The following is a 3610-nucleotide window of genomic DNA, read 5'->3' on the forward strand; positions in this document are numbered from 1 at the left end:
CCAGATCCCATGTCTCCGAATTCAACAGCAGCCAGCCGATTCGACCATCTTCCGCGTGTTCGACTCCATATCCCTCTTCGGATAACCCTCGCATCAGAAAATCGGCAATGTGGGCTTCATCTTCCACAATCAAAATCCGGCTGCTCATCCCAAATGCTTTCTCTACTTAAAATTGTAGTAATCCGTTTCGTTTTTTCATCTTACACCAACATTATACGCAGCCAAAGTGTATCGCCATGAAAGATGAAGCGGATTTTATCTTTGGTTCATCCTGGTTTCAGACACGCGCGATAGTATCTGACTGTGAGAACAGAAAGCCTGTTCCAAAATATTTACTGACTAAGACTAAGGAGTCAATCATGCGTGCTGTATTATTATTAGCAAGTCTCGTGAGCGTAGTAGCAGGAACTGTAGTCGGAGCTGATGTCCCGCAGAGCCAGGACAGTCCGCTTTCACAGGTTTTATCAAAGCTGGAACAACAGGGGCTGGCGCCTATTGTGGAAGTTGATTTTGACGATGGTGTCTGGGAAATCGAAACCTTTCGCAAAAACAAACCGCTCGAAGTCCACGTCAACCCGCAGACGCTGGCGATTCTTAGCGAGCATCCGGACACCCATCATCGGAAACCGAGTATCAACGCCCTCACCGCTTCCCAGATCGCCAGGCAGATTGAGCAGACGGGTTATCAACCTATCCTGGAAATGGATTATGAGCATGGTCAGTGGAAAGTAGAGGCGCTGCATGCCGGTTCTGAGCGGGCGCTGACTGTTGAAGCGGCGACGGGGAAAATTCTGTCAGATCGGGCGGACGACTGAAGCCGACAGAATTAACGGCTGGCGATTCTCGCAATCGTGTTTTTTGCACTGTCTGATCTTTGGTTCATATTCAGCATGGCCTTATGTCCGCTTTTATAGTGCCTTTAATTCGAATCACTCCGGCCAGCAAATTTCATAGTTTACAGATAGATGGAAAACAAGATGATCCCTTACCTTAAACACTTCAGAAAAATCAGACCCGAGTATCACACCTGCCTGACAATACAGGACGCCGTTCCGCATTTGGTCCAGCGAATTGAACAGAATACAAATAATAAAAAACGCTTAGCCGATCAGCAGCAAACTGAGTCTTGTGACCGGATCGCAGCTTCCTCTTCACCGTGACGCGTTCCAGACGCCGCTCTCCAGATTAATCACTCATTGAATCGATAATATGACTCACCAGTCAGAGAAAAGAAATTTATGATGATCACTCTTACCAGTTTTTTCAATGATCTGTTCTCGATCACAACGCGGTCCGATTTGAGAGACAATCAAACCCGATTTGCAAAACAGCATAGCGGCTCATACACCAATATGCAGGACCTTAATGATACGATCAAACAATGGTCGGCCCGGGGCGCATCTTATGTAGAAATTCATCGCTATGCCTCTGCAGCAGAGCTGGGAGTCGTGTTGTCTCGTTTCGATAAGGCAAACGGGCAGGGGATTTCGGATGTGGTTCTGCTGCTCGATGAATCCCTGCCACTCCGGTTCGAACAGTTACTCCGCCGCAAGAACCTGGGCCGTCGCCTGACGCTGATTCCCCGTCAGGATTCCGCAAGCAACGTCTGTAATTCACTGGGAATGACCGGCTCTCTCTTTCGCATGGACTGGGAAGCAGTCGAGGTCAGTTTTTATCTGAAAGACATACTGACCAGTAGCGTGATTCGTCTTAACAGAAGTGAGAAGCTCGCCGTCCTGCTACCGGAAACCGAAGACTTTACCGAACTCAAACGCAACGATGATCGGCTGATGTAATCAGACACGTTTCACATTGACTCTGCGAGGGAGGTAATTACCTAAGTGATGATTACTGCAAGACAACCACAAGTTTGATCCGATGGCCTTTACGATTGACTGTCAGGTTTATGCTTGTTGTTGCAGATCGAAATTGTTGTCGAATACTGAATAGGCTTTGATTGGTAACGTCTTCCTTATCGATTCTCACGATTTCGTCTGCCTGTTGAATACCTGCTTTCTCTGCAGGGCTAGTTTCGTCAATAATGGCAACTACCGTCCGACCATCAATACGAAGTAGGTGTAAGCCACTCAAGTCAGAGTGATCTGGTTCATTGAAACGTTTACCTTCATGCAAGTAAATTACTTTGTCAGGAAAATCGAATGTAACAAAGTGTCGCGACCAAAATCCGAGACCAAGCGAATTCGAATCACTTTTCTTTACGATTAAATTTCGCAAGACAGAACCTTTCACCACCAATACAGGAAGTCTCCCTGATTCAACCGAGCTAATTCCTGTAATTGTCTGCAGTTTAGTGGAGGTAAGTACTTCTAATTCATTTTTCTTTTTGAGATCATCGAAAATATTAGAAGCCAGTGTGCCTGTGGCATTACTACCTGTATCAATCAAAAAAGGGCTTACGTGATCACTCGTGGGTCCGGCAATAACAAAGGGAGGGCTTTTGCGTATGAAACCAATACGGACAGGTTTTCCTAAGGATTCTGTGGAATGCTCCACGTCATCCATAATCCGAACTTTTCCCCTATCAAAGTCGATTTGAACTACGTAGTTTTGAAGAAAGTCCATGCCCAGGATGCCATATACGTTTTTTCCGGAAGTTCGCCGCATGTCAATCAGATCTGAGCAAATGACATATCCCGTCTCACCAAATTTAAGTTTTCCCACAAAAGCTAATGGAGCTTGGTAGATATTTGCGGTCGAATGTCCATTAGGTGCCTTTAGTTTCACTTGTCCAATCTGCTTCCCTAATTCGTCGCGTAGCGCGACGTCAAGCACGGTGATCTCAGTCCCGGTATCAAGAACGAACTGGTATGTCTTTCCGTTGAGAGTGAAGGGGAGCAGGAGATACTCGCCTCCGCGGTCAACGTCAAATTCCTGAATCATTTCGTTCGGAGGGACCCTCTCTTTTTCATTGCCTCTGACAACGAAAATACAACAGGTTGTGTAAAAGACAATCAGAGAAAATGTAATGAAAAGTAACTTGCGAGACATAATGATTCTGCATCTTCACAAAATAGGGGATTTATGTGTTGTGCGTCACCCGAGAAAAATCTCGAACATTAATTTACGAATAAATATTTTCTGCTGCACAGTTTTAAATTTGAGGTTCGAAAGAGATTTTTAAAAATCGATTTGAGCTCGAACTCCGAAGATATCTGCGTTGCTGTTTCGTACGATTGGGCCATATACGACCGGGCTGCTATTTAAAAATGCATGAATATAATTAAATTCAAATCGAGTATATTGATTCCAATACCAGTTAAGACCCAGGGTCAAATCTGTAAGACTCCCTCCCTGGATACTTTTACTATTTAAGTTGAGATAAGACCAACGTCCGGCAATTTCCCAGGCACCTGAACCACCATCTCTATTAAAGGGATCGTTGGGAATTACGCGACCAAAAACACCCGAGGTTCGTTTGTAAGGTCTGCTTTCTCCAGTCAGAAAGTATCCAAAATAGGCATAAGCACCATGCAAGGTGTTGATTTCACCATTTTCCTGTCTGAGAACCGAGCACAAAATCTCTGATTGTGCATAGAATGGACCGGTGACAAATGCTAATTCACCGGAAAAGAGATTATAGTTTTGAGTG

4 protein-coding genes are annotated in these 3610 nt (G+C 45.0%); 2 read left to right on the forward strand and 2 right to left on the reverse strand.

From position 1 onward, the window contains the following. The first annotated feature begins 359 nt into the window (after window positions 1-359). Entirely contained in the window at window positions 360-815 is a 456-nt protein-coding gene (locus AACZ40_RS28580; RefSeq protein ID WP_339677019.1) for a PepSY domain-containing protein, read from the forward strand. A gap of 423 nt (window positions 816-1238) precedes the next feature. Continuing rightward, window positions 1239-1796 carry a hypothetical protein gene (locus tag AACZ40_RS28585; protein WP_291169945.1) on the forward strand — a complete coding sequence of 186 codons (558 nt, stop codon included), beginning with the start codon at window positions 1239-1241 and terminating at the stop codon, window positions 1794-1796. A 52-nt stretch (window positions 1797-1848) separates the two neighbouring features. On the opposite strand, the gene AACZ40_RS28590 is transcribed toward AACZ40_RS28585, so the two are convergent. Together AACZ40_RS28590 and AACZ40_RS28595 are read right to left on the reverse strand one after the other, a co-directional pair. After that, window positions 1849-3009 (reverse strand): aspartyl protease family protein, encoded by a 1161-nt coding sequence (locus tag AACZ40_RS28590; protein WP_291169942.1) that lies wholly within the window; start codon window positions 3007-3009, stop codon window positions 1849-1851. A 129-nt stretch (window positions 3010-3138) separates the two neighbouring features. Next, window positions 3139-3610, reverse strand: a 472-nt coding sequence (locus AACZ40_RS28595) for a porin (protein ID WP_339677024.1), incomplete at its 5' end; no start/stop codon positions are given.

Origin of the sequence: uncultured Gimesia sp. (assembly GCF_963972345.1) — a bacterium.
Lineage (GTDB): Bacteria > Planctomycetota > Planctomycetia > Planctomycetales > Planctomycetaceae > Gimesia.